24 protein-coding genes are annotated in these 22,589 nt (G+C 69.3%); 6 read left to right on the forward strand and 18 right to left on the reverse strand.

What is annotated here, in order from left to right; genetic code table 11:
• Positions 1–98 precede the first annotated feature (98 nt).
• Positions 99–716: a sigma-70 family RNA polymerase sigma factor gene (locus RKE25_RS17105; RefSeq protein ID WP_311839300.1), complete on the forward strand. Its 618-nt coding sequence runs from the start codon at positions 99–101 to the stop codon at positions 714–716.
• Complete coding sequence (locus RKE25_RS17110; RefSeq protein WP_311839301.1) at positions 713–1,477, forward strand: zf-HC2 domain-containing protein; 765 nt, start codon at positions 713–715, stop codon at positions 1,475–1,477. The genes RKE25_RS17105 and RKE25_RS17110 overlap by 4 nt, the downstream gene beginning before the upstream one ends.
• Position 1,478: 1 nt before the next feature.
• Here RKE25_RS17110 and RKE25_RS17115 read toward each other — a convergent pair whose 3' ends face one another.
• On the reverse strand, positions 1,479–1,862 hold the full coding sequence (locus RKE25_RS17115) for a YkgJ family cysteine cluster protein (protein ID WP_311839302.1): 384 nt from the start codon (positions 1,860–1,862) through the stop codon (positions 1,479–1,481).
• A 129-nt stretch (positions 1,863–1,991) separates the two neighbouring features.
• Positions 1,992–2,852: a neutral zinc metallopeptidase gene (locus RKE25_RS17120; protein WP_311839303.1), complete on the reverse strand. Its 861-nt coding sequence runs from the start codon at positions 2,850–2,852 to the stop codon at positions 1,992–1,994.
• 210 nt (positions 2,853–3,062) lie between these two features.
• Between RKE25_RS17120 and RKE25_RS17125 the strand changes: the two genes are divergently transcribed.
• Positions 3,063–3,458 (forward strand): MAPEG family protein, encoded by a 396-nt coding sequence (locus RKE25_RS17125; protein WP_311839304.1) that lies wholly within the window; start codon positions 3,063–3,065, stop codon positions 3,456–3,458.
• A 3-nt stretch (positions 3,459–3,461) separates the two neighbouring features.
• On the opposite strand, the gene RKE25_RS17130 is transcribed toward RKE25_RS17125, so the two are convergent.
• On the reverse strand, positions 3,462–4,229 hold the full coding sequence (locus tag RKE25_RS17130; protein ID WP_311839305.1) for a methyltransferase domain-containing protein: 768 nt from the start codon (positions 4,227–4,229) through the stop codon (positions 3,462–3,464).
• Between the two features lie 14 nt (positions 4,230–4,243).
• On the reverse strand, positions 4,244–5,797 hold the full coding sequence (locus tag RKE25_RS17135) for a TerC family protein (RefSeq protein ID WP_311839306.1): 1,554 nt from the start codon (positions 5,795–5,797) through the stop codon (positions 4,244–4,246).
• 204 nt (positions 5,798–6,001) lie between these two features.
• On the opposite strand from RKE25_RS17135, the gene RKE25_RS17140 reads away from it, so the two are divergent.
• A complete protein-coding gene (locus RKE25_RS17140; RefSeq protein ID WP_311839307.1) occupies positions 6,002–6,799 on the forward strand; it encodes a type II CAAX endopeptidase family protein in 798 nt (265 codons plus the stop codon).
• Positions 6,800–6,814: 15 nt separating this feature from the next.
• On the opposite strand, the gene RKE25_RS17145 is transcribed toward RKE25_RS17140, so the two are convergent.
• The 9 genes from RKE25_RS17145 to RKE25_RS17185 form a co-directional block, all read right to left on the reverse strand.
• Positions 6,815–7,375 carry a Maf family protein gene (locus RKE25_RS17145; protein WP_311839308.1) on the reverse strand — a complete coding sequence of 187 codons (561 nt, stop codon included), beginning with the start codon at positions 7,373–7,375 and terminating at the stop codon, positions 6,815–6,817.
• A gap of 27 nt (positions 7,376–7,402) precedes the next feature.
• Complete coding sequence (locus tag RKE25_RS17150; protein ID WP_311839309.1) at positions 7,403–8,911, reverse strand: acetyl-CoA hydrolase/transferase family protein; 1,509 nt, start codon at positions 8,909–8,911, stop codon at positions 7,403–7,405.
• A 99-nt stretch (positions 8,912–9,010) separates the two neighbouring features.
• A complete protein-coding gene (locus RKE25_RS17155) occupies positions 9,011–9,460 on the reverse strand; it encodes a GNAT family N-acetyltransferase (protein ID WP_311839310.1) in 450 nt (149 codons plus the stop codon).
• A 64-nt stretch (positions 9,461–9,524) separates the two neighbouring features.
• A complete protein-coding gene (rlmH, locus tag RKE25_RS17160) occupies positions 9,525–9,995 on the reverse strand; it encodes a 23S rRNA (pseudouridine(1915)-N(3))-methyltransferase RlmH (protein WP_311839311.1) in 471 nt (156 codons plus the stop codon).
• A 95-nt stretch (positions 9,996–10,090) separates the two neighbouring features.
• Positions 10,091–10,483 carry a ribosome silencing factor gene (gene rsfS, locus RKE25_RS17165; protein ID WP_311839312.1) on the reverse strand — a complete coding sequence of 131 codons (393 nt, stop codon included), beginning with the start codon at positions 10,481–10,483 and terminating at the stop codon, positions 10,091–10,093.
• A 102-nt stretch (positions 10,484–10,585) separates the two neighbouring features.
• Positions 10,586–11,653: a nitronate monooxygenase gene (locus RKE25_RS17170; protein WP_311839313.1), complete on the reverse strand. Its 1,068-nt coding sequence runs from the start codon at positions 11,651–11,653 to the stop codon at positions 10,586–10,588.
• A 98-nt stretch (positions 11,654–11,751) separates the two neighbouring features.
• Positions 11,752–12,051, reverse strand: coding sequence for a hypothetical protein (locus RKE25_RS17175; protein WP_311839314.1), 300 nt, complete (start codon positions 12,049–12,051; stop codon positions 11,752–11,754).
• Positions 12,052–12,553: 502 nt separating this feature from the next.
• A complete protein-coding gene (locus RKE25_RS17180; protein ID WP_311839315.1) occupies positions 12,554–13,207 on the reverse strand; it encodes an NrsF family protein in 654 nt (217 codons plus the stop codon).
• Between the two features lie 5 nt (positions 13,208–13,212).
• Complete coding sequence (locus RKE25_RS17185) at positions 13,213–13,872, reverse strand: sigma-70 family RNA polymerase sigma factor (protein ID WP_311839316.1); 660 nt, start codon at positions 13,870–13,872, stop codon at positions 13,213–13,215.
• A 181-nt stretch (positions 13,873–14,053) separates the two neighbouring features.
• Here RKE25_RS17185 and RKE25_RS17190 point away from each other — a divergent pair, with 181 nt between their 5' ends.
• Together RKE25_RS17190 and msrB are read left to right on the forward strand one after the other, a co-directional pair.
• On the forward strand, positions 14,054–15,775 hold the full coding sequence (locus RKE25_RS17190; RefSeq protein ID WP_311839317.1) for a cytochrome c biogenesis protein DipZ: 1,722 nt from the start codon (positions 14,054–14,056) through the stop codon (positions 15,773–15,775).
• Between the two features lie 27 nt (positions 15,776–15,802).
• Positions 15,803–16,420 (forward strand): peptide-methionine (R)-S-oxide reductase MsrB, encoded by a 618-nt coding sequence (gene msrB / locus RKE25_RS17195; protein WP_311839318.1) that lies wholly within the window; start codon positions 15,803–15,805, stop codon positions 16,418–16,420.
• Positions 16,421–16,436: 16 nt separating this feature from the next.
• Here the strand turns inward: msrB and RKE25_RS17200 are convergent, their stop codons facing one another.
• The 5 genes from RKE25_RS17200 to leuS are packed head-to-tail and all read right to left on the reverse strand — an operon-like array spanning position 16,437 to position 22,518.
• Positions 16,437–17,471, reverse strand: a complete 1,035-nt coding sequence (locus RKE25_RS17200; RefSeq protein ID WP_311839319.1) for a hypothetical protein — start codon at positions 17,469–17,471, stop codon at positions 16,437–16,439.
• A 54-nt stretch (positions 17,472–17,525) separates the two neighbouring features.
• Positions 17,526–18,170, reverse strand: a complete 645-nt coding sequence (nadD, locus tag RKE25_RS17205) for a nicotinate-nucleotide adenylyltransferase (RefSeq protein ID WP_311839320.1) — start codon at positions 18,168–18,170, stop codon at positions 17,526–17,528.
• Positions 18,167–19,186 (reverse strand): DNA polymerase III subunit delta, encoded by a 1,020-nt coding sequence (gene holA / locus RKE25_RS17210; RefSeq protein ID WP_311839321.1) that lies wholly within the window; start codon positions 19,184–19,186, stop codon positions 18,167–18,169. Before holA ends, nadD begins: the two co-directional genes overlap by 4 nt.
• A gap of 4 nt (positions 19,187–19,190) precedes the next feature.
• Complete coding sequence (lptE, locus tag RKE25_RS17215; protein ID WP_311839322.1) at positions 19,191–19,736, reverse strand: LPS assembly lipoprotein LptE; 546 nt, start codon at positions 19,734–19,736, stop codon at positions 19,191–19,193.
• A gap of 10 nt (positions 19,737–19,746) precedes the next feature.
• Positions 19,747–22,518: a leucine--tRNA ligase gene (leuS, locus tag RKE25_RS17220; RefSeq protein WP_311839323.1), complete on the reverse strand. Its 2,772-nt coding sequence runs from the start codon at positions 22,516–22,518 to the stop codon at positions 19,747–19,749.
• Positions 22,519–22,589: the final 71 nt, after the last annotated feature.

The raw sequence follows: 22,589 nt of genomic DNA on the forward strand, positions 1-22,589 counted from the left end.
GCCACGATGCCGGCCACCTCAATACCCGCCCGTGCCGCGGCCTATTCCCGCCTCCACGGCGCGGGAATAAAGTCGTGCGCAGCGAGGTATCTCCTCCCATGGCCATCGATGCGCACCTGCCGCCGCACCGCCCGGACGCCGCCTCCCGCGCGCGCTTCCAGGCGCTGGTCGTGCCTTATCTCGACGCGGCCTACAACCTCGCCCATTGGCTCACCCGCGACGACGCGGACGCGCAGGACGTCGTGCAGGAGGCAATGCTGCGGGCGCTGCGCTACTTCGACAGTTTCCATGGCGCCGATGCACGCGTGTGGCTGCTGGCCATCGTGCGCAACACCTTCTACACGCTGCGCGCCAGGCACGCGCCCGAGACGGCGCGCGATCCGCTGGACGACGAAAGTCATCCGCTGGTCGATCCGCAGCCGTCGCCGGAAACCGTCGCCCTGCTCGCGGTGGACGTGGGCTCGCTGCAGGAGGCCCTCGCGCGCCTGCCCGCCGCCTGGCGCGAAGTGCTGGTGCTGCGCGAGCTGGAGGAGTGTTCTTACAAGGAAATCGCCGCCATCACCGGGCAGAAGATCGGCACGGTGATGTCCCGCCTGGCGCGCGCCCGCGAGCGGCTGCGGGAGGAGTTGACCCACCGGCCCGCGCCCGACCACCGGCTGCGGTCGCACGAGGCGCCGCCCCACCAGACACGATCGGACAAGGGAGGGCCGCCATGACCTGCGACGACGCCCGGCGGCGGCTGCACGCCTACCTCGACGACGAGCTCGATCCCGCGCAGAGCATGGCGGTGGAGCAGCACCTGGTCGGCTGCGCCGCGTGTGCCGCGGGCCGCCGCGAATACGATCGCCTGCGCCAGGCACTGGCGCAGCCCGCGCTCTACCACCGCGCGCCAGACGCGCTGCGCCAGCGCTGGGACGTATCCGTCACGCCGCCGCTCACCTCGACTCGCCCGCGCCGCGCGCTGGCCCTCGCCGCGGCGGCCGGCTTCGCCGGCGCGCTCGCTCTTTCGGCCCCTGCCTGGCTATGGCTGAGCCGCGGCACGGAAACGCCCGCGGCGCTCGTCGGCGAGGCGATTTCCGGCCACCTTCGCTCGCTGCAGCCGCAGCACCTCATGGACGTGGTCTCGACCGACCAGCACACGGTCAAGCCGTGGTTCGAGGGCAAGCTGGATTTCGCGCCACGGGTGAAGGAGCTGTCCGCCGAAGGCTTTCCGCTCGCCGGCGGCCGCCTGGATGCGATCGGCGGACGCAGCGTGGCGGCCCTGGTCTATCGGCGCCGCATGCACGCGATCAATCTCTACCAATGGCCCTCCGACGGCCCGGATACGCAGCACACGCTTGCGCAGCGCCATGGTTATGCGGTGATCGACTGGCGGCAGGACGGCATGCGCTTCCTCGCCGTGTCCGACCTCAACGAGAACGAACTGAAGCAATTCGCGCTGGCCTTCGACAACGCCACGCCGGCGGCGGCGCGCTGAATCACGCGCTTTGCGGCAGCACCGGCTCGCCGGCGTCCGGACCGATCCAGTCCTCTGGGGTGAGCGGCGCCAGGCCGTAGGCCGCGCGGGCCTTGTCGCACTGGGCGCTGGGTGCGCCGAACTCCCAGGCGGGTATCACTTCGCGGCAGACCGAGGGGCGCTGGGCATAGATGCTGCAGCTCGCCGCCGTGCCGACTGCGCCCTGCAGCGCCACGCAGTGCGGCTGCCGTGCCTGGGTGCCGCGCATGGCCACGCGGTGCGGGTCGATCCGCTCGGTCAGCTCGGGCGGCACCGTGCCGCCCATGAAGGCTTCGGCTTCCGACCAGTGGAAAGCGACGCGGAAATGGGCGCAGCAGGCGCCGCAGCGCAGGCACGGATGGCTCATGACGGTTGGCGAAGCGCACCCCCTGGCGCGCGGCGGCGGGATTCTAGAACGAAGAAAGCCCGCCTGACAGCGGGCTTTTCGGCCTAGGCCGCGCGGCGGACGCGGTTGGCGCTCGCCCTGCCGTCCCTGTCAGGGCTCGCCAGCGAAGGTATTGCAGCTGTTGACGTTGCCGCTGTCGAAACCGGCGCGGAACCACTTCACGCGCTGCGCCGACGTGCCGTGGGTAAACGAATCGGGCACCACCCGGCCGCGCGCCTGCTGCTGCAAGGCGTCGTCGCCGATCTTGCTGGCGGCGTTGAGCGCCGCCTCGACGTCGCCGGCCTGCAGCCACTGCAAACGCTGCTGGCTGCGGTTGGCCCACACGCCGGCGAAACAGTCGGCCTGCAATTCCTGGCGCACCGACAGGCCATCGGCGCCTTCCATGCGTGCGCCCCGGCGGCGCGCCTGTTCGGCGCGATCGAACACGCCCAGCAGGTTCTGCACATGGTGGCCCACTTCATGCGCGATGACGTAGGCGCGCGCGAAGTCGCCTGCGGCGTGGAAGCGGTCCTGCAGCTCCTGGAAGAACGCCAGGTCCAGGTACACCTTCTGGTCGCCGGGGCAATAGAACGGTCCCACCGCGGTGGATGCCGCGCCGCAGGCGGTATTCACGCCGCCGCTGAACAAGGTGAGCTTCGGCTGCACGTACTGCTTGCCGTTGGCGGCGAAGAGATCGCCCCAGGTCTTCTCGGTGGAACCCAGCACGGCACTGACGAAATCCCTCTGCTGCGGATCGACCTGGGCCGGCTGGCCGGTCGGCGCGGCGACCTGGCCGCCGCCCTGGTCCACCTGGCTGAGCAGCGCAGTCGGGTCCTTGAAGAACACCAGCCCAAGGATGGCCAGGATCACGATGCCGCCGATGCCCAGCCCGCGTCCGCCGCCGAAACGCGGACCGCCGCCACCGCTGTCGACCTCGACGTTCTGACTGCGTTCGCCTTTTTGCCAGTCCATGCCTGCCTCGTCTGCCGATGGCGCCGCCGCCGGCACCGCCGGGGGACGATAACCCCGGCCGCAGCTTGCGCCAAGCCGCGCCGTACCGGCGCCACCGACGCCGGGCTATGGACCGACGGCAAGCCCCACGGGTTACGGAACCCGCAGGCGCCGCGCTGGGGTCCGCTATGCTCGCCCAAATCTGCCTCAACCATCAGCGAGCCCATCCGCATGCTTCAGCACCTCCCCGCCGTAGTGGTCCTGCTTACCGTGCTGTTGCAGTGCGGCACCGCATTCGCCGTGGCCCGCGCCCGCGGTCTCTACGGCATCAAGGCCCCGGCCACCACCGGCCACCCGGGCTTCGAGCGCGCCTTCCGCGTGCAGATGAACACGCTGGAAGCCACGTTGATGTTCCTGCCCTTGCTGTGGCTCGCGGCCACGTACGGCGCGCCCTTGTGGGCGGGGTTGGCCGGGCTGCTGTGGGTGGCCGGCCGTGTGTGGTACGCGCTGGCCTATCTGCGCGATCCGGCGAAGCGCGAAGGCGGTTTCGTAGTGGGCGCGGTCGGCCTGCTGGCCATGCTCGCGATCGGCAGCCTCGGCCTGGGCCGGGCCCTGCTGCTGAGCTGAGCCTCAGCCCGGGGCCACCGCGCTCAGCACCCAGACGCAATGGGGCACGGCCATCGGCTCCGCCGGATAGCGATCGGACAGCAGCGCGGCCAGTTCGGCGTCGAAGCGCTCGACCGCCGCCGGTGCCATCGACGCGCCGACGCCGGCACTGGCGCGGATGCGTCCGCGCCAGCCGAGATGGCTGTAGGGCACGTCGACGTCGAACGAAAACGTGCGCACGTCGCGAAAGCCCGCTTCGCGCACGTCCGTGAGCCATGCCGGATACAGGCCGTTGCCCTTGCCGAGCGTCCACGCCGGGTTGTGCGCTCGAATCAGTTCTTCCGTCGCATGGACCAGATTGCCTTCCAGCGGCAGCCAGTCGAAGTGTGCGATCACCAGCCGTCCGCCGGGCCGCAGCCAGCGCCGCGCCAGGGCGGCCGCGCGCGGCCGGTCGAACCAGTGCCAGCACTGGCCCGCAGTGACGAGATCGAAGCTCGCGTCCGGAAACTCCGCATCTTCTACCCGTGCGTGCACCTGCCGTACCTGCACGCCGACGGCGCGATCCAACTCGGCAGCTTGCGCCAGCAGAGCCTCCGAAGGATCGAGCCCCGTGACTGCGCAGCCCCGCAGCGCCAACCCGCGCGCCACGACGCCCGTGCCGGTACCGAGATCCAGTGCGAGCTCGCCGGTCCGCGCCAGCCCCTCGTCGAACAGGCGCTGGAAGAAGGCTTCGGGAAAACCTACGCGGTGCTGAGCGTAATCGCCGGCCGCCTTGCCGAAATCCACCTGCATGCCGTTCCCTCCGATCAATCCGCCGGGGTGACCTTGAGCCGCTCGATGCGGGCTCCGTCCATCGCCACTACTTCGAAGTGCAGGTCTTCGCTGTCCAGGCTGTCGCCTACGCGCGGCAGGCGGCCGAGCTGCTGCAGCACGTAGCCGGCGAGCGTGGAGAAACTGCCGTCGCTGGTGAGCGTGCAGTCGAGCAGATGTTCGACACGACGCAGATCCAGGCCGCCGTCCAGCAGCCAGGCACCGTCGGTGTCCTGCACGGCGGAGGGATCGCCGCTGTCGTCGTCGGGGAACTCGCCGGCGATCGTCTCCAGCACGTCCGTCGGCGTCACCAGGCCGAGCACGCTGCCGTATTCATCTACCACCAGGGCCACCTGCAGCGGCGAGCGACGGAATTCGTCGATCAGGCGCAGCACGCTGAGCGAATCGAGCACGGTCAGCGGCTTGCGCACCACCTGCTCCACCTCCACGCGACCGTGTTCCAACAAGCTGGCCAGCAGGTCGCGCGAGGACGCCACGCCGACCAGCTGGTCCAGATCGTCGCCGGCCACCGGCAACCATGCATGCGAAGACGAGGTGACTTCGCCGCGCAGCGTCTCGGCGTCCTCGCGCGGATCGACCCAGCTGATCTCGGTGCGCGGCGTCATGATCGAACGCACCGGGCGGTGCGCCAGGTCCAGCACGCCTTGCACCATGGCCAACTCGTCCTTGCCGAACACGGCCACGCCGGACTCGGCCGCGGCGGCGTCCGCCTTGGGCACGTCTTCTTCTTCCTCGCCACCGGCGCCGAGCAGGCGCAGCACCGCCTGCGCGGTACGGTCGCGCAGCTTGCGCGGGCTGCTGAACAGCACGCGGCGACGATTGCGCCGCATGGTCTGGTTGAACACCTCGATCATGATCGAGAAACCGATCGCGGCGTACAGATAACCCTTCGGAATATGGAACCCGAGCCCTTCCGCCACCAGGCTGAAACCAATCATCAGCAGGAAGGACAGGCAGAGGATCACCACCGTCGGCCGCGCGTTGACGAACGCGGTGAGCGGCTTGCTGGCACTGATCATCAGAACCATCGCGATGAGCACCGCAATCATCATCACCGAGAGCTGGTCCACCATGCCGACGGCGGTGATCACCGAGTCGAGCGAGAACACCGCGTCGAGCACGACGATCTGCGTGACCACCAGCCAGAACCTGGCGTGCGCGCGGTTGCCGGCTTCGTGGCCATCGCCGCCTTCCAGCCGCTCATGCAGTTCGAGCGTCGCCTTGAACAGCAGGAACACGCCGCCGAGCAGCAGGATGATGTCGCGCCAGGACAGCGAGAAGCCATGCCACTCGAACAGCGGCGTGGTGAGCTTCACCAGCCAGGACATCGCCCCCAGCAGGACCAGCCGCATCGCCAGGGCCAGGCCCAGGCCCATGAGACGTGCGCGATCGCGCTGATGCGGCGGCAGCTTGTCCGCCAGGATCGCGATGAAGACGAGGTTGTCGATGCCCAGCACGATCTCCAGCACCACCAGGGTGAGGAGACCGGCCCAGGCGGTAGGGTCGGCCAGCCAGTCGAATGCGAACATGGGTCGGCGCCTGGACGCCTGCTTCCTCCGTGTAGGACCTCGACACTATACAGGCAGGGTATCCCGCGACCATGACGAAGGGCAGGATTGCGCGCCCGCGGCAGCGGCGATTAGCGTGTGAAGTGTCGGAAGCAATCAGGGAGAACGGGCGCCAAGGCCTCGGCCTGGAATGCCTGCCGATGTACCCACCGCAGGATGATCCCGATGCAAGCCCCCCTTGACTCCGCCTTCACGCCCCATGCCCCGCAGCGCACGCTCACGCTGTGGGCGGCGCTCGGGCTGATCGCGCTCTACTTCGTGCTGCAGTACGTGGTCGGAGCGGTCGTGGGTCTGCTGGTCGGCCTGACGGTGGGTCTCGCGCACGGCTTGCGCGGCGGCGAGGCGATGGCGCGGCTCCAGACGCTGGTGGTGCAGCCGGACGTCAATGCGGCCATGGTGATTCTGACCCTGCTGATCACCGCGACGGTCACCCTGCTGTTGGCGAGGCGCCGCTGGCCGGCGCTGTGGGCGCTCGCCGCGCCGCCGGGATTCGGCTTCGCCCCGCCGCGGCAGGCGGGCTATTACGTGGCCGCCATCGCGCTGGGACTGGCCTTGCCATTTCTCGGCGGGTTGCTGACGCAGTGGTTCGCGCAGGGACACGAGGTGAGCCAGGACATCAAGCAACTGGGCGCGACCGCATCGCCCGCGCTGCGGATCCCGCTCGCCCTGCTGGTGGTGAGCCTGGGGCCGGTGGTGGAAGAACTGCTGTTCCGCGGCGTGCTGCTGTCCGCGGCAGTGCGTCATCTTCCGCCCGGCACCGCCACCTTCCTCACCGCCGCTTTGTTCGCCTGCGTCCATCTGCCCGATCTGGGTTTCCTCTGGTACGCCCTGCCCAATCTCCTGCTGCTCGGGCTGGTGCTGGCGTGGCTGCGGCTGGCGTCCGGTTCGCTGTGGCCGGCCATTCTCGCGCACGCCGTGAACAACGCGCTGGCGGTGGTCTCGTGGTTCGTGGTGATGCCGTAGCGCAGCGGCGCGCGGTCAGCGGATGCCGAAACGGCGCAGGAGACGCGCGGTCTCGAACACCGGCAAGCCCATCACCCCGGTGAAGCTGCCTTCCAGATACTCGATCAAGGTCGCGCCCAGGCCCTGGATGGCGTATGCGCCCGCGCGGCCGAACGGCTCGCCGCTGGCCACGTAGGCGGCGATGTCCTCGTCGGCGAGCCGCGCGAAACGCACGCGCGACACGCAGACCTCGCTCTCCGCACGCTCGCCCTGCACGGCCCACACCACCGAGATGGTCTCGTGCGTGCGGCCGGAGAGCCGGCGCAGCATCGCCGTGGCATCGGCCGCGTCTGCGGGCTTGCCGAACACTTCGTCGTCCAGCACCACTTCCGTATCCGCGCTCAGCACCAGGGCATCCGCCGGCAGGCCGGCCATGCCGGCGGATGCCTTGTCGCGCGCGACGCGGCTGACGTAGTGGAGCGGCGACTCTCCTGGCGCGCGCTGTTCGGGCACGTCCACGTCGACCGGCGTATAAGCCACGCCGATCTGTTCCAGCAGTTGGCGGCGGCGCGGCGATTGCGAGGCGAGATAGAGCATGGAGTCTTCCTTGGGCTGCGAAGGCGCTCAGGGTCGCATGTCGCCGGTATCGAGGAAACGCTGGTGCCAGGCCAGCGCCTCGCCCAGCAGGTGCGGCGTGTGCTTGCCCCGGCTGTCGCGGCTGGCGCGCTCGACGTAGTCCTCCAGCAGCGGGCGATAAGTGGGATGCGCGCAGTTGGCGATGATCGTGCGGGCGCGCTGCCGCGGCGACAGCCCGCGCAGGTCGGCGAGACCCTGCTCGGTCACCAGCACGGACACGTCGTGCTCGGTGTGGTCGACGTGGCTGGCCATGGGCACCAGGCAGGAGATCGCGCCGTTCTTGGCCGTGCTCGGCGTCAGGAAGCAGGACATGAAGCCATTGCGCGCGAAGTCGCCGGACCCGCCGATGCCGTTGATCACGCTGGTGCCCGCGACATGCGTGGAATTGACGTTGCCGTAGATGTCCGCCTCCACCATGCCGTTCATCGCGATGCAGCCCAGGCGGCGCACGAGTTCCGGATGGTTGGAGATTTCCTGCGTGCGCAGCACGATGCGTTCGCGGAAGAACGCGATGTCCGCGAGGAAACGTTCGATGCCTGCAGGACTGAGCGAGAACGAGGTCGCCGACGCGCTCTTCAGTACACCGTCGGCGAGCAGGTCTAGCATGCCGTCCTGGATCACTTCAGTGAACGCGGTCAGCCCGCGGAAGCCGCCCTCGCGCAGGCCGGCCAGCACCGCATTGGCGATGTTGCCCACGCCCGACTGCAATGGCAGCAGCTGCGGACCGAGCCGCCCGCGCGCGATCTCATGGCGGAAGAACTCGATGAGATGTCCGGCGATGCGCTTGGAGGTTTCGTCGATCGGCGCGAACGCGCTGTTGCGGTCGGGCGCATCGGTCTCCACCACCGCCACGATCTTGGACGGATCGCAGCGCAGATATGGCTCGCCGATACGGTCGTCCGGATTCACCAGCGGGATCGGCTTGCGATGCGGCGGCAGCGCGGTGCCGTAATAAACATCGTGCATGCCGTCCAGCGCCTCGGGTTGCCAGCGGTTGACCTCCACGATGACCTTGTCGGCCAAGTCGAGCCAGGTCTTGTTGTTGCCCACGGATGATGAAGGCACCAGGCGGCCGTCCTCGCGGATCGCGGTGGCCTCGATCACCGCCACATCGATCTTGCCGAAGAGCCCGAACCACGCGTACTGCGCGACGTGGCTCAGATGGATGTCGAGATAGTCGATCTCGCCGCGGTTCACGCGCGCGCGCAATTCCGGATCGGACTGGTAAGGCAGGCGCAGGTCCAGGCCGTCCGCGCGCGCCAGCGCGCCATCCAGTTCCGGCGCAGTCGAGGCGCCGGTGAGCACGCGCACGCGGAAAGTCTCGCCGCGCGCATGCGCTGCGGTCATGCGCGCCGCCAGCGCCTGCGGCACGGCCTTCGGATAGCCCGCGCCGGTGAAGCCGCTCATGCCGACGGTCATGCCGGGCTCGATGAGTGCGGCCGCCTGTTCGGCGGTCATGACCTTGGCGGCCAGTTCGGGATGGCGAATGCGCGACATGGGGAGGACCGGCTGGGGAGACGGCTATGGTAAAGCCCGCGCCGCGCTGTCCTGCCTTCGACTTTGGTCGGCGACATGCCGCACGCGGCAGCCCGCCGGCTACAGCGTCAGGCTGTACTCGCGGAACTCCGTGTCCGGTTTCCAGCCAAGCGATTCGTACAGCCGCTGCGCCGCGTGATTGTCATGCGCCGTGGACAGCGAGAGCCCCGCCACGCCCATCGCACGCCCGTGTCCCGCGGCCGCCTTCAGCAGCGCCGCCGCGATACCGCGGCGGCGCGCCGCGGGCGCCACGAACAAGTCGTTGAGCAGATAGCGGCGCGTACAGCGCACCGAGGAGAACAGCGGATAGAGCTGAGTGAAACCCAAGCCGGTGCCTTCGGCATCCAGGGCCAGCAGGATCACCGACTCGGCATGCTGGAAGCGCTCGGCGATGAACGCGCGCGCGCGGGCCAGGTCCGCGGGCTGGCCATAGAACTGGCGATAGCCGTCGAACAGCGGCACGACGGTGTCGAGATCGTGGATGGTGGCCTGGCGCACGACGAAGGACATGGCGGACCCGCTGGCGGAATGGTCGGCGGAGCATAGCAAGCGCGCCGCGCCGCGAAACGGCGGCTCAGGCGCGGTGGTACGGATGCCCGGAGAGCAGCGTGGTCGCGCGATAGAGCTGCTCGGCCAGCACCAGCCGCACCAGCATGTGCGGGAGCGTGAGCGGGCCGAGCGACCAACGCTGGTCCGCCCGCGCGAGCACCTCCGGCGCGTGGCCGTCGGGGCCGCCGATGAGGAAGGCGAGATCGCGCCCGGACATCCGCCAGCGTGCGAGCTGCTCCGCCAGTTCCTCGCTCGACCAGGTCTTGCCGCGCCCGTCCAAGGCGACGACGTGGATATCGCGCGGCAGGGCGGCGAGGATCGCCGCGCCTTCGTCCTGGATCGCGCGCGCATCGTCGCGCCCCTTGCCGCGAGCGCCGGGCTTGAGCTCGACCAGCTCCAGCGGCAGTTCGTGCGAAAGGCGCTTGCGGTATTCGGCGAAGCCCTCGGCCACCCAGGCGGGCATACGTTCACCGACGGCGATCAGGCGGGCGCGCATGGATCGGAACGATCGAAAAGAGGAAAAAAGCGAAAGTAACGGAACCCGGCGCGCGCCGTCGCCGGCGCAGCGCGGCAGGTCGCGGACGCGGGCGCTCAGCCCGCGCCGACGGCGGCCTGGTTGTCGGCCTCGCGGTCGCCCACGGTCCACAGCCGCTCGAGGCCGTAGAACTCGCGGATACGCGGCAGCATCACGTGGACGATCACATCGCCCAGATCCACCAGGACCCATTCGGCTTCCTGCTCGCCTTCCACGCCGATCGGCATCACGCCCGCCTTCTTGGCGAACTTGACCACTTCGTCGGCGATGGATTTGACGTGTCGCGCGGAGGTGCCGGAGGCGATGACCAGCAGGTCGGCGATGGAGGTTTTGCCGCGGACGTCGATTTCGCGGATGTCCTTGGCCTTCAGTTCTTCGAGCGCGTCGATGACGTGCTTGCGGAGGGAGGCGGTATCGGCCGCCTTGGTGCGCTGGGAAGTCTGACTCAAGTGGGCATGCCCTCGGTGCGGTTCGGTGCGCCGGATCGGCGCGGCCGCAGTATAGCGCCCGGCTCTCAAACCCGCGTCAAACCTCGGCTTCGGCCACTCGGCCTAGTCGAATGCGCGGCGCGCCTGGACGTACTCGTCCATGAGCACCGCGACCAGCTCGCCCGCCGGCATCGCGCGGGACAGGCCGGCCCCCTGCCCGCACCACTCCGAGAGCAGATCCCCGCGTCCCGCGGCAGCCGCGGCGCGGCGCAGCGGCGAGGTCAGCGCATTGGTCACCGGGTAGGCCGGCAGCTCGGCTTCGATGGCCGCCATGGCCTTGACGTAGGTATTGCGCAAGCCGCGCGCGGCGCGGCCGGAAAAGCTGCGGATGGTCGCCACGTCGTGCTCGGTCGAGCCCGCCAGGTCATGCTTCCAGGCCGCCGCCGCGCCGCACTCCGGACAGGCCAGAAAGGCCGTGCCGAGCTGGCTGGCCGCGGCGCCGAGCACCTCCGCGGCGAGCATGCCGCGGCCGTCCATGATGCCGCCGGCCGCGATCAGCGGGATCTTCACGGCGCGAGCGGTCAGGGGCAGCAGCGCGAACAGGCCGATCAATGCCTCTTCGGGCTCATGCAGGAAGGTGCCGCGGTGGCCGCCCGCTTCCGCGCTCTGCAGGCTCACGGCATCCGCGCCGAGTTCCTCCCAGGCGCGTGCCTCGGCCACCGTGGTGGCGGTCCCGACCACGACGATGCCCAGCTGCTTGAGCTGCCGCATCTGCCCAGGCGAGATCAGGTCGAAAGCGAAGCTCGCCACCGCCGGACGCGCCTCGCACAATGCCGCGAACTGTTCGGCGAACGAAGGCGCCCAGCGCGCAGGCATGACGGTGCGCACGTCCAGTCCCTCGCGCTCCATCAGCGCGTCGAGCGCACGGCGCGCGGCATCCACCGCGGCCATGTCCACCTCGAAGGTTTCGGGCAGCACGAACAGGTTGATCGCGAACGGATGGCCGCTGGCGGCACGGATTTCGCGCGCCTGGTCGAGGATGGCCTGGGGTTCGAGATAGCCCGCGCCGAGCGAGCCGAGCGCTCCCGCGTTGGACACGGCAGCCACGAGCGCCGGCGTGGTGGAGCCGGACATCGGCGCCTGGATCAGCGGATGCTCGATGCCCAGCCGAGCGACGAGGGAAGGAACCATGGCGTTTCTCCGCGGAGCGAAACCCGCGCATTACACCACGGAAAATGCAACGGCCCTCCCCGTCGCCGGGAAGGGCCGCGCGTGGAACTGCCGGAAAATCAGTGACCGCTGCTAGAGGACGAGGCCGGTGCGGCCGCAGCCTTCTTGTGATGCTTGTGCTTGGCCGGCTTCGTACCGGTGTCGGATTTCATGGAGTCCTCGGACTTCATGGAATCGCCGGACTTCATCGAATCGTCGGCCTTCATGTGGTCCTTGTGCATGTCGGACTTCATCATGTCCTTGTGCATGGCCGAGGATGCGGGCGCTGGCGTGGTTTCCTGCGCGCCGGCCTGGCCGATGCCGGCTCCCAGGGCGAGCGCGATGGAAAGACCGAGGACGGCGTTACGGGAAACTTTCATGAGTGCGTTCTCCTTCAGTCGGTAAGTTGCCGTGCGGCGCGAGCCGCGCTTCCAATCGGTGAAGTGCCGGGGCGGCCCCCTCCCGGACCGCCCCGGCGATACCGCTACCGGCGAGTAGCCGGCCGCGGGCACGCTGCGTCAGGCGGTGGTCGCTGGTGCACAACGTTCCCGCAGAGACGCCGCGACGACACCCCCTCAGCGCCGTCGACGCGAAGAGCCTAGCTCGCCTCTGCCTACGTTCCCGAAGCGAAAGAACCGCGCCGTTCAGCGCAAATACCGCCTCGCGCGCCATACGGACGAACCGTGCTGCGATGCCCACAAGCGATGGGCGCGTGCGCCCTGCGGCGGCTGTCTCCGTGCCGAGCGCTTCGCCGCAGGGCTCACGCGCCGAGACTGTGCCGGCCCGGTCGACCCGACGGCATGCGCGCGCCGCGCGCAGCGCTGCGACGCACCAGGGAAACGAAAGTTCGTGCGGCTTGCGCGAAGCTGACGCTTCGCTGCCTCAGCGCGGCTGTAGCAGCCGGCCACCCATGGCCGCGTTCACGCCAATCACGATCGCGACGGCCAGCGCGTGCATCAGCAGGTCCGTCGCGGCGGCGTCGAACTCGTGGCAGATCTCCAGCAGGCTGGCCGACGCGGCGGCGCTGGCAAGGCCGATCAAGGCCGCTGTGAGCACGGGCCGCAGCGGACAGGCACGACGCAGCAGCCAGATCATCAGCATCGACAGCGGCACCGAGAAACTGACGATGAAGATCAGGCAGTGGCCCGCCTGGTGCGGACCGGCCACCAGCGTGTCAGGCGCCACCCATTCGCGCAGGCAACCCAGCCCGCTGGCGCCGATCCACAGCAACGCGGCCGGCAGCGGCAGCAGCGCCCAGCGCGGACTGCGTCCGGGCACACCCAGCGAGAACGCCGCCCATGCCGCCGTCACCGCCGTCAGCGCGGCGCCGAGGCCGGCCCAGGCCAGGTCCGGCGCGCCGGACCAGCGCCGCAGCATGCCGCCGGCGCCGTAATGCGCGAACAGCACCGCAGCGATCACGGCGACGACCAGCAGCCACCGGGCCGCGCGCCGCCACGGCGGCGGCAGGCGCCGCACCGGCACCAGCTCGGCGCCGAGCGTGTCGATCAACGCGTGGTGGTTGCGCGGGTCGGCCATGACGATCAGGGTCCTCCGTGAATACGGTTGCGCAACGCCTTGAGCGCTCGATGCAGATTGACCTTCAAGGCGCCGGCGTTGCGGCCGGTGTGCTCGGCGGCCTCCGCCAGCGAGCGCTCACGCAGCGCGAGCTGCTCCACGGCTTCGCGCTGGCCCGGGGGAAGCGTCTGGATCGCCTCGTGTAGCCGCTGCGCTTCCTGCTCGCGCTCGGTGGCGAGCGCGGCATCGGCATGGTCGGGCTGGTTGTCCAGCACGAAATCGTCGTGCAGCTCCCGCCGGTCGCGGCGGCCATGGCTGCGCAGCGCATCGATCGCGCGGCGCGAGGCGATGGCCGTGATCCAGGCGTCGTAGGACCGCGCCGGATCGTACGTGTGACGCACGCGATGCACGGTCAGCAAGGTTTCCTGCACCACGTCGTCGACGTTATCCACGGGCACGCCCTGCCGGCGCGCGGCGGCGCGGATCAGCGGCAGGGAATCGGCCAGCACGCGCTCATAGGCACGCCGGTCGCCGGCCTGCGCCGCAGCCATCCAGTCGGCGCGACGGCGGTCGGCTTCCTCGTGGGTGCTGGCAGGTTCGGCGGACAAGGCTAGGCGAAGACCGAGATGGCGACGGAATACGCCATCTAGGCCCAGGACGCCGGCCGCGGTCAAGCTGGCTTGCATGGATGACTCGAAAAGTGGGCTCTTGCCGTCTTCGCCGGAAGCCGCGGCCCGGTTACACCCACCCCGCAAACCCGCCATGGCGTGGCCCGCGCCGGTTTGGGAGAACGCCCCATGGCGGCGCGAGGTAACCGTTCGCCCCGTCCATCGAATAAGCCATCAACCTGCCCCTGGATTCGCGCCCATGCTCGTTCTGATTCTTGCCTACCTCGGCGGCGTGCTGACCATCCTCAGCCCCTGCATCCTGCCCGTACTGCCGTTCGTGTTCGCCCGCGGCGACCGGCCGTTCCTGCGCAACGGCCTGCCGATGCTGCTGGGCATGGCGGTCACCTTCGCCCTGGTCGCCACCCTGGCCGCGGTGGGCGGCGGCTGGGCGGTGCGCGCCAACCAGTACGGCCGCTGGGTCGCCCTGGCCGTGCTCGCGGTACTGGGCCTGACCCTGCTCTCGCCGCGCGTAGCGGAGTGGATCAGCCGCCCGTTCGTTTCCCTCGGCAACCGCCTCACGCAACGCGCGGACAGCGACGAGGGCTCCGCGCTCTCCGCCGCCGGCCTCGGTGTCGCCACCGGCCTGCTGTGGGCGCCCTGCGCCGGCCCGATCCTCGGCCTGCTGTTGACTGGCGCTGCACTCAACGGTGCCAGCGTACAGACCACCTTGCTGCTGCTCACCTACGCCGCCGGCGCGGCGACGTCGCTCGCGCTGGCGCTGCTGGTGGGTGGCAAGGTGTTCTCGCTGATGAAGCGCTCGCTCGGCGCGGGCGAATGGCTGCGGCGCGCGCTCGGCGTGCTGGTACTCGCCGGCGTCGCCGCGATCGCGCTGGGGCTGGATACCGGTGTGCTTACGCGCGTGTCGCTGGCGAGCACCGGCGGCCTCGAACAGCGCCTGGTCAACCAGGTCGTGCCCGCGCCCGCGCCGCAGCCGGAACGCAAGGCCGGCGAAGCCCTGCCGGTGGAAGGCGAGCTGCCGTCGCTGGCTGGTGCCACGGCCTGGATCAACACGGCACCGCTCAGCGCCGCGTCGCTGCGCGGCAAGGTGGTGCTGGTGGATTTCTGGACGTACTCCTGCATCAACTGCATCCGCGCCCTGCCCTACGTCCGCGCCTGGGCGGACAAGTACAAGGACCATGGCCTGGTCGTGCTCGGCGTGCACGCGCCGGAGTTCGCCTTCGAGAAGGACCTGGGCAACGTCCAGCAGGCGGTGAAGGACCTGCAGGTCAGCTACCCGGTCGCGCTCGATAACGACTACGCGATCTGGCAGGGCTTCAACAACCGCTACTGGCCAGCGCATTACTTCATCGATACGCAGGGCCGCGTGCGCCATCACCATTTCGGCGAGGGCGGCTACGAGGAAAGCGAGGACGTGATCCGCCAGCTGCTCGCCGACGCCGGCCAGAAGGACCTGCCCGGCGGCTATGTGCGGCCCGACGCGAAAGGCGCCGAAGCCGCGGATTCCAAGGCCGCCGACCGTTCGCCCGAAACCTACGTGGGCTATGCGCGCGCGCAGAATTTCATCGGCGGCCCGTTCATCCGCAACGACCGCGAGACCTATCGCGTACCCGCCACGCTGCGCGTCAACCAATGGTCGCTGGACGGCGACTGGACGGTGAATGCTGAGGACGCGCGGCTCGACGCCGCCGGCGGCCGCGTCGTCTACCGCTTCCGCGGCCGCGACCTGCACCTGGTGCTGGGCCCGGGCGCCGACGGCAAGCCGGTGCGCTTCCGCGTCCGCATCGACGGCAAGGCGCCGGGCGCCGACCACGGCATGGACATCGACGCCGGCGGCAACGGCACGGTGACCACGCAGCGTCTGTACCAGCTCGTACGCCAGGCGCAGGGCACGGGCGAACGGCAGTTCGAGATCGAATTCCTCGATCCGGGCGTGCACGCCTACGCCTTCACCTTCGGCTGATCCGTCTTCGACTGAGAGAGGCTCGCCATGAGCACACGCACCATCCGCACCATCGAGAACGAACAGCGGCGCGGCTTCCTGCGCGTCGCCGCGCTGGGTGTCGCCGGCGCCGCCGTCGGCGCCCTGCTGTGGCCGCGGCGCGACCCGGCGCTGGCCGCCGGCGCGGCCGCGTCGACTGCCGCACCGCAGGACCTCATGCTGGAGTGCTTCGCTGATGCCGACGGACGCCGCCTCGGCCCCTGCCACGTGCAGAAGCTGGTGCTGACCGACACGCAATGGCGCCAGCGGCTCTCCGCGGATGCGTTCTACGTGATGCGCCGCGAAGGCACCGAACGCCCCTTCAGCGGCGAATACTGGAACCTGCACGCCAAGGGCCTGTTCCGCTGCCCGGGCTGCGACACCGCGCTGTTCGACGCCTCGACCAAGTTCGACTCAGGCACCGGCTGGCCCAGCTTCTGGGAGCCGATCGCGAAGGCCAACATCGTCGAGAGCAACGACTACAGCCTGGGCATGGTGCGCACCAAAGTGAGCTGCGCCGGCTGCGACAGCCACCTGGGCCACGTATTCACCGACGGCCCCAGGCCGACCGGCCTGCGCTACTGCATGAATTCGGTGGCGCTGCGCTTCGTACCGCGCAGCGCGTGAAACGCATCGGCTCCGCTCAGCCCGACAACGGTTCGATGCGCAGGATGCGGCCGCCGCGCGGACGGCGATCCACATAGTCCATGCGCACCACGCTGCCGCAGGTGATCGTCTCCTCGTCCGGCACTTTCAAGCCGGTGGCATAGAGACGATCGCCGATGCGATACCAACGCTGGGTTCGCGCATAGCGGCCAATGGAGACGGTTTTGTCCAGCACTTCCGCGATCACACCCGTCACGGTCAAGGTTCGCGGCTCGATCGCCAGCCAGTGCTTCGTCCTGCGCCACATATGCACGCCGATCGCACCGATCGGCAGCGCGGCCACCAGGAGGCCGCCGGTGAGCCGCGAATACGCCCAGGCGTCGATGAAAGCGAACAAGGCGACGCCGCCCGCCAGAAACGCCAGCATGGCAAGCACGGCCATGAACCAGGCGTAGGCGACGTGATCCCACCAGGCCACGGCGCGACGTTCCTGCTCGGTCGATACGCGCTCCGTCACCACCGGGGGATCGTCCGGATAATCCACGCGAAGCAGCAGCCTCGGTGCACCGTCGAGTGCCAGCCACTCCAATGAGACGCGCCGATGCAGCAAGCCGCCCAGGCGTGGAACGGTTCTTTCGAAATCGATCTTGCCGGTATCGGCGAGCGGCACCGGCAACCACACCTCGAAGGATTCTCCGCCCAGGTCGTAGCGGATGCTGCCCTTGCCTCGCGCAATCGCGGTCAATTCGCCCTGGCTGACTTGTTTCGCGACCCGCGAGGGCTGCCGCAGCAACGCGTCGGCACTACGGAACAGACGAGCGCTACGCGCCCCGCCCAGGAACGCCACGCCCACGATCGCGGCGAGCAGCGGAACGGCGACAAGCTCGGCCGAAAACTCGTGCCCTATGCCGCGATCGATCAGGGTCCATAGCGCGCTCGCCAGGGCAGACACGAAGACCGTGCCCGCCAGCGTCGTCATGGCGATACCGCCCAGCAAGTTCGTCCGCAGCGCGCGCAGCAAGGCCAGGTCTCGTGGCTCAAGCGGACGCTCAGTGGTGTGCGTCGCGATCACGACTGGGTTCCTTGTCGAAAAACATCGGTGTCCTTCCGATGGGATGCCGCGCGATCAGCCGGCCTTGCCGCGCCGGTAGGGTTCCAGCAGCGCCGGGTCCTCGAACAACCCGCATGGCAGCAGATAGCGTGGATCTCGCCCCGCGGCAAGCAGTTCGCGGATGCGCGTGGCGGAGATTTCCAAGGGTGTGACCGCCAACTCGATGACGTATCCCGCCGGCGACGCACGCAACGAAGAGACGTCGTCGGTGCGGCGGGTATCGATCTCCGCCCACAACGTGTGCGGCAATTCCACTTCCACGCCGGGCCGGCTGAGCACGCCCAGGTGCGCCACGTCGAACAGTTCGCGCCAACGATGCCAGGTCGGCAGGCCGGCGAAGGCATCCGCGCCCAGCAGCAGCACCAGCGGGCGGGCGCCCTGCTCCGCGCGCAACTCGCGCAAAGTGTCGTAGGTGTAGGAAGGGCCTTCGCGGCGCAGCTCCCGCGTGTCCACGGTCAGGCGATCCTGCTTCTGCAACGCTGCGTGCAGCATGGCCACGCGCTGATCGGCCGTGGCCAATGGAGCCGGCTTGTGCGGCGGCACGTTGGCCGGCATCAGGCGCACTTCCGCGTCGAGCAGCTCCGCCGCTTCCCACGCCACGCTCAGGTGGCCCAGGTGCACCGGATCGAAGGTGCCGCCGAACAGAGCGAGCGGTTTCATGCGAAGGCGCTGGCGGCCCGCGGTTCGGCGATGGCGGCGATCAGGCGCTCGGCTTCCAGCCACGGATCGCCCGCCTCGCGGCCCTTGGCCATGCGATCGATGCGCGCCGCACGCGCCAGGCATTGCAGCCAATGCTCGCGCGGCGCGCGGCGCAGGGCCTTGCGGAACAGCTGTTCGCGCGCGGGCCACAGGCGCTCGGCGCGAGCCTGCGCGGCGAAGTCGCGCGCATTGGCCAGGCGCAGCGCCAGCTGCAGCTGGTTCACCAGCCAGCCCATCAGCGCGATCAACTCATCGCCCTCGGCACGCAGGCCGGCGAGAATGTGCAAGGCGCGCCCGCCGTCGCCGGCGAAGGCCGCGTCGGTGAGCTTGAAGGCGTCGTAGCGCGCGCTGTCGGCGACCAGATGCTCCATTTCGGTCGCGTCGATGCGCCCGCCGCCACCTTCGCCGCGCAGCACGGCCAGCTTGTCGATCTCCTGCGCGGCGGCGAGCAGGTTGCCCTCCACCCGCTCGGCCAGCAGCGCGGCAGCGTCGGGCGTGGCGCTCAGCCCGCGCGAAGCGAGCCGTGCGCCGACCCAGGCCGCCCATTCGTGCGGCTTGGGGGCGTTGAACACCACCACGGCCCCGGCGGCGTCGAGGTTCTTGGTCCACGCACCTTCATGCTTGCTGCTCCACTCGGTGGCGGTGATCAACAAGGTGACGTCCGGTGGCGGATTGGCGCAGAACTCGTTGATGGCCTTGGCGCCCTCGGTACCCGGGCGGCCGGTGGGCAGGCGCAAGTCCAGCAGGCGGCGCGTGGCGAACAGGGACATGCCCGCGGCCGCCCGGGCCAGGTCGTTCCAGTCGAAATGGTTGCCGACGTCCAGCACCTCGCGCTCGGCATAGCCCAGGCGGCGCGCCTGCGCGCGCAGCGCGTCGGCGGCTTCCAGCACCAGCAGCTCCTCGCCGGCCAGCAGGTACGCCGGCCGCAGGCTGTCGCCGGCCAGCGCCTTCTGCCATTGGGCGGGATTGAGCGGCATGCGGTCAGCGCGTGGAGGACGCGGACGCCGGCGCGACCACGCCGCCGTGCTTCTGCAGCGCCTGCAAGCGGAACAGGATGGACTGCACCATGTCGTCGTTGAGGCTGCGCTGAATCTCTTCCACCTGCGCCGTGGTGCCGATGGTGTTGGTGGCGTCGTAGCTGAATTCACGCGACATGCTGATGCTCTGCGACGGCAGCAGCACCTGGCCGGCGCCATCCTCGAGCTGGAACTGCACCTGATAGCGCACCGCGTACTCGGTGACGCGGGCGTAGCCGCTGACGGTCAGCGTCTCGGTGCTGAAGCTGGCGACGGGCACCTTCAGCTCGGCGACGCCGGGGCCGGAGCGCTCCTCTACGGTAGCGCCAGAGCTTTCCAGCGCGCGCGCCAGGTCGCGCTGCAGGTCGGCGCCGCCGTTCACCGCCAAGTGCACGCGCTGCATCGCGGCCGGCAACGCGGCGCTCTGGCGGAGATGGAAACCGCACGCCGTCAGCGCGAGGGCAGACACCAGCATCAGCGAAGCTTTGAACACGCGGCTCACGGTACTCATTGGGGCGCTCTCATCCTGCGACGATGTTGACGATCTTGCCGGGAACCACGATCACCTTGCGGACGCTCTGGCCTTCCAAGAAGGCCGCGACGTTCGGATGCGCCAGCGCGAGCTTCTCGGCCTCTTCCTTCGAAGCGCCCGCGGCGACCTCGATGGTACCGCGCAACTTGCCGTTGACCTGAACCGCCAGGGTCAGCGAGTCGCGCACCAGCGCGGCCTCGTCAGCCTTCGGCCAGGGCTGGTCTTCCAGCACCGACGCCGGATGCCCCAGCACCTGCCACAGGGCGTGGCTGACATGCGGCACGACCGGATTGAGCAGCAGCACCATCGCTTCCAGCGCCTCATGGCGCACCGCGCGGCCCTGCTCGCTCATGTCGTCGAACTTGCCCAGCGCGTTGAGCAGCTCCATCAACGCGGCGATGGCGGTGTTGAAGGAGTGGCGCCGGCCGAAGTCGTCGCCGACCTTCTGGATGGTCTCGTGCAGCTGGCGGCGCAGCGCCTTCTGCGCGGGGTCGAGCGCCGCCGGGTCCGTGACCGGATGGTCGGGAGCCGCGGCGTGCGTGGTCACCTCGCGCCAGAAGCGGCGCAGGAAGCGCGCCATGCCTTCCACGCCGGCCTCGCTCCATTCCAGCGACTGTTCCGGCGGCGCGGCGAACATCGAGAACAGGCGCACCGTATCGGCGCCGAACTTGTCCACCATCGCCTGCGGGTCGATGCCGTTGTTCTTGGACTTGGACATCTTCTCGGTGCCGCCGATCTTCACCGGCTCGCCGTCCTGCTTCGAGCGGGCGCCGATCACGCGCGCCTTGTCATCGCGCTCGATCTCCACGTCGGCCGGATTGATCCAGTCCTTCGAACCGTCGGCGTTCTCGCGATAGAACGTCTCGGCGATCACCATGCCCTGGCACAGCAGGTTGGTGGCCGGTTCGTCCGAATGCACCAGGCCCGCGTCGCGCATCAGCTTGTGATAGAAGCGGAAATACAGCAGGTGCAGGATCGCGTGCTCGATGCCGCCGATGTACTGGTCCACCGGCAACCAGTAGTTGGCGCGCCCGTCCACCTGGTCGCTCGCGCCCGGGCTGGTGTAGCGGGCGTAGTACCAGCTGGACTCCATGAAGGTGTCGAAGGTGTCGGTCTCGCGCTCGGCCGGGCCGCCGCACTGCGGGCAGATGGTCTTGCGCCATTCCGGGTCGGCCTTGATCGGTGACTGCACGCCGGAGAAGGCCACATCCTCGGGCAGTACCACCGGCAGCTGGTCTTCCGGCACCGGCACCGCATCGCAGTGGGGACAATAAATGACCGGGATCGGGCAGCCCCAGTAGCGCTGGCGGCTCACGCCCCAGTCGCGCAGGCGCCAGTTCACGCGGCGCACGCCCTTGCCCTCGCGCTCGAAGCGCGCGGCCATGGCCTCGAAGGACTGCCCATAGTCCATGCCGTCGAATTCGCCCGAGTTCACCAGGAAGCCGCGCTCGGTATACGCGCCGTCCTGCTGGATGCTGCGCTCGAACGCCTCGACCAGCTGCACGGCGGAAGACGCCGCGTACGCGTCGACCGTGCCGCCGCCCAGGGCGGCGCGCAGCGGATCGGCGCCGACGCCCTTGGAAAGGTCGTGGCCGATTTCCGCCACCGCGTCCAGCACGGCGCGGTCGACCACCACCATCTTGATCGGCAGGCTGTATTTCTGCGCGAACTCCCAGTCGCGCTGGTCATGGCCGGGCACAGCCATCACTGCGCCGGTGCCATAGCCCCACAGCACGAAGTTGGCGACGAAGACCGGGATCTTCTCGCCTGTCAGCGGGTGGATGGCCTCGATGCCCGTATCCATGCCGCGCTTTTCCTGCGTCTCCAGCTCGGCCTCGGACACACCGCCGTGCTTGAGCTCTTCCAGGAACGCGGCCAGCCGCGGGTTGTCCTGCGCGGCCTTCAGCGCCAGCGGATGCTCGCCCGCGATGGACACGAAGGTCACGCCCATCAGCGTGTCCGGACGCGTGGTGAACACGGTCAGCGGCTCGGCCTCGCCTTCGACCGCGAAATGGATCTCCAGCCCCTCGGAGCGGCCGATCCAGTTGCGCTGCATGGTCTTCACCGCGTCCGGCCAGCCCGGCAGGGTGTCCAGGCCGTCGAGCAGTTCCTGCGCGTAGTCGGTGATCTTGAGGAACCACTGCGGGATCTCGCGCTTCTCCACCAGCGCGCCGGACCGCCAACCGCGGCCGTCGACCACCTGCTCGTTGGCCAGTACGGTCTGGTCGACCGGGTCCCAGTTGACCACCGCGTTCTTGCGGTAGGCCAGGCCCTTCTTCATCAGCCGTGTGAACATCAACTGTTCCCAGCGGTAGTACTCCGGCCGGCAGGTGGCGAACTCGCGAGTCCAGTCGTAGGCAAAGCCCATGCGCTGCAGCTGGCCGCGCATGTGGTCGATGTTCTGGTAAGTCCACTTGGCCGGCGCGGTCTTGTTCTTGATCGCGGCGTTCTCGGCCGGCAGGCCGAACGCGTCCCAGCCCATCGGCTGCAGGACGTTCTTGCCGTTCATGCGCTGGAAGCGGCTGATCACGTCGCCGATCGTGTAGTTGCGCACATGGCCCATGTGCAGGGCGCCGGAGGGATACGGCAGCATCGAGAGGCAGTAGAACTTGGGCCGGGAAGGATCTTCCTTCACCTCGTAGGCGCGCTGCTCGCGCCAGTACTGCTGCGCGGCGGCTTCCACCGCCTGCGGCCGATAGCCCTGTTCGCCAGCCTGCTCGCTGGCCTGGTCGTTGCTGCCCTGTGCTTGGTTGTCCTGCATGTTTCCGGCGCCTGGATCTCGTTGCGGCAGCCCGTGCCGGCGTCCGCCGGCGGCTGCGGGTGAACGCGGCA

The sequence above is a fragment of the Dyella sp. BiH032 genome, from assembly GCF_031954525.1.
Classification (GTDB): Bacteria; Pseudomonadota; Gammaproteobacteria; order Xanthomonadales; family Rhodanobacteraceae; genus Dyella_D.

What these genes read in the sequence shown, in the direction of transcription:
- RKE25_RS17105 (WP_311839300.1), top strand. Translation starts at nt 99, where the DNA reads ATGGCCATCGATGCGCACCTGCCGCCGCACCGCCCGGACGCCGCCTCC.
- lptE (WP_311839322.1), bottom strand. Translation starts at nt 19,736, where the DNA reads ATGAGTACCGTGAGCCGCGTGTTCAAAGCTTCGCTGATGCTGGTGTCT.
- RKE25_RS17130 (WP_311839305.1), bottom strand. Translation starts at nt 4,229, where the DNA reads ATGCAGGTGGATTTCGGCAAGGCGGCCGGCGATTACGCTCAGCACCGC.
- RKE25_RS17170 (WP_311839313.1), bottom strand. Translation starts at nt 11,653, where the DNA reads ATGGTTCCTTCCCTCGTCGCTCGGCTGGGCATCGAGCATCCGCTGATC.
- RKE25_RS17185 (WP_311839316.1), bottom strand. Translation starts at nt 13,872, where the DNA reads ATGCAAGCCAGCTTGACCGCGGCCGGCGTCCTGGGCCTAGATGGCGTA.
- RKE25_RS17120 (WP_311839303.1), bottom strand. Translation starts at nt 2,852, where the DNA reads ATGGACTGGCAAAAAGGCGAACGCAGTCAGAACGTCGAGGTCGACAGC.
- RKE25_RS17155 (WP_311839310.1), bottom strand. Translation starts at nt 9,460, where the DNA reads ATGTCCTTCGTCGTGCGCCAGGCCACCATCCACGATCTCGACACCGTC.
- RKE25_RS17115 (WP_311839302.1), bottom strand. Translation starts at nt 1,862, where the DNA reads ATGAGCCATCCGTGCCTGCGCTGCGGCGCCTGCTGCGCCCATTTCCGC.
- rlmH (WP_311839311.1), bottom strand. Translation starts at nt 9,995, where the DNA reads ATGCGCGCCCGCCTGATCGCCGTCGGTGAACGTATGCCCGCCTGGGTG.
- msrB (WP_311839318.1), top strand. Translation starts at nt 15,803, where the DNA reads ATGAGCACACGCACCATCCGCACCATCGAGAACGAACAGCGGCGCGGC.
- RKE25_RS17110 (WP_311839301.1), top strand. Translation starts at nt 713, where the DNA reads ATGACCTGCGACGACGCCCGGCGGCGGCTGCACGCCTACCTCGACGAC.
- nadD (WP_311839320.1), bottom strand. Translation starts at nt 18,170, where the DNA reads ATGAAACCGCTCGCTCTGTTCGGCGGCACCTTCGATCCGGTGCACCTG.
- RKE25_RS17125 (WP_311839304.1), top strand. Translation starts at nt 3,063, where the DNA reads ATGCTTCAGCACCTCCCCGCCGTAGTGGTCCTGCTTACCGTGCTGTTG.
- RKE25_RS17135 (WP_311839306.1), bottom strand. Translation starts at nt 5,797, where the DNA reads ATGTTCGCATTCGACTGGCTGGCCGACCCTACCGCCTGGGCCGGTCTC.
- RKE25_RS17140 (WP_311839307.1), top strand. Translation starts at nt 6,002, where the DNA reads ATGCAAGCCCCCCTTGACTCCGCCTTCACGCCCCATGCCCCGCAGCGC.
- RKE25_RS17150 (WP_311839309.1), bottom strand. Translation starts at nt 8,911, where the DNA reads ATGTCGCGCATTCGCCATCCCGAACTGGCCGCCAAGGTCATGACCGCC.
- leuS (WP_311839323.1), bottom strand. Translation starts at nt 22,518, where the DNA reads ATGCAGGACAACCAAGCACAGGGCAGCAACGACCAGGCCAGCGAGCAG.
- RKE25_RS17145 (WP_311839308.1), bottom strand. Translation starts at nt 7,375, where the DNA reads ATGCTCTATCTCGCCTCGCAATCGCCGCGCCGCCGCCAACTGCTGGAA.
- RKE25_RS17175 (WP_311839314.1), bottom strand. Translation starts at nt 12,051, where the DNA reads ATGAAAGTTTCCCGTAACGCCGTCCTCGGTCTTTCCATCGCGCTCGCC.
- RKE25_RS17190 (WP_311839317.1), top strand. Translation starts at nt 14,054, where the DNA reads ATGCTCGTTCTGATTCTTGCCTACCTCGGCGGCGTGCTGACCATCCTC.
- RKE25_RS17180 (WP_311839315.1), bottom strand. Translation starts at nt 13,207, where the DNA reads ATGGCCGACCCGCGCAACCACCACGCGTTGATCGACACGCTCGGCGCC.
- holA (WP_311839321.1), bottom strand. Translation starts at nt 19,186, where the DNA reads ATGCCGCTCAATCCCGCCCAATGGCAGAAGGCGCTGGCCGGCGACAGC.